Origin of the sequence: Streptomyces adelaidensis, from assembly GCF_016598475.1 — a bacterium.
Lineage (GTDB): Bacteria > Actinomycetota > Actinomycetes > Streptomycetales > Streptomycetaceae > Streptomyces > Streptomyces adelaidensis.
The window spans coordinates 1-505 of record NZ_JAEMUX010000301.1 but is presented as its reverse complement, the minus strand read 5'-3'; the positions used below and the strand labels follow the sequence as shown (position 1 = coordinate 505).

Sequence of the window (505 nt, the reverse complement as noted above, 5' to 3'; positions counted from 1 at the left end):
AGCGACCCTCGGCTACCCGGCCGGGCACCCGGACGCCGGCGTGGTGCGGGACGCGGACAACGCCGCGGTCATGCAGAAGGTCATGGAGAAGTACGCGGCGGACCCGGCTCTGCTCAAGGAGCACCATGAGGCGATGTCCGACAGCCTGGGCGTCATGGGCGGCGGCTACATCGACGACATCAACTGGGCGCTGGACAAGAACGATCCGGAGAGCGTGTTCGCGCCGGGCAAGAACCCGGAGGGGCACATCAACTTCGCGGACACCGTGGACGGGAACGGGCGCAGCGTCGTCCGGGGCTTCCTCACCACCCTCGGCCAGCACCCGGACGCCTACGCAACGCTCTCGACCGCGGAGCAGGTCTACACCCGAAGCGCGCTGGAAGAGACAGTGGGCCCGGACGGGATCAAAGAGGGCGCTGCCAGGGCGACCGTGCTTGTGGGCGCCGAGGTGCAGGGCATGCTCGACCAGTCCCGGGCCGACCAGGTGGAGGCGACGAACTTCAAA

General features: G+C 68.7%; 1 pseudogene. It reads left to right on the top strand.

Annotated elements, in window-relative coordinates:
- A pseudogene (locus I8N67_RS41960) lies at positions 1-505 on the top strand (hypothetical protein); the annotation flags it as partial.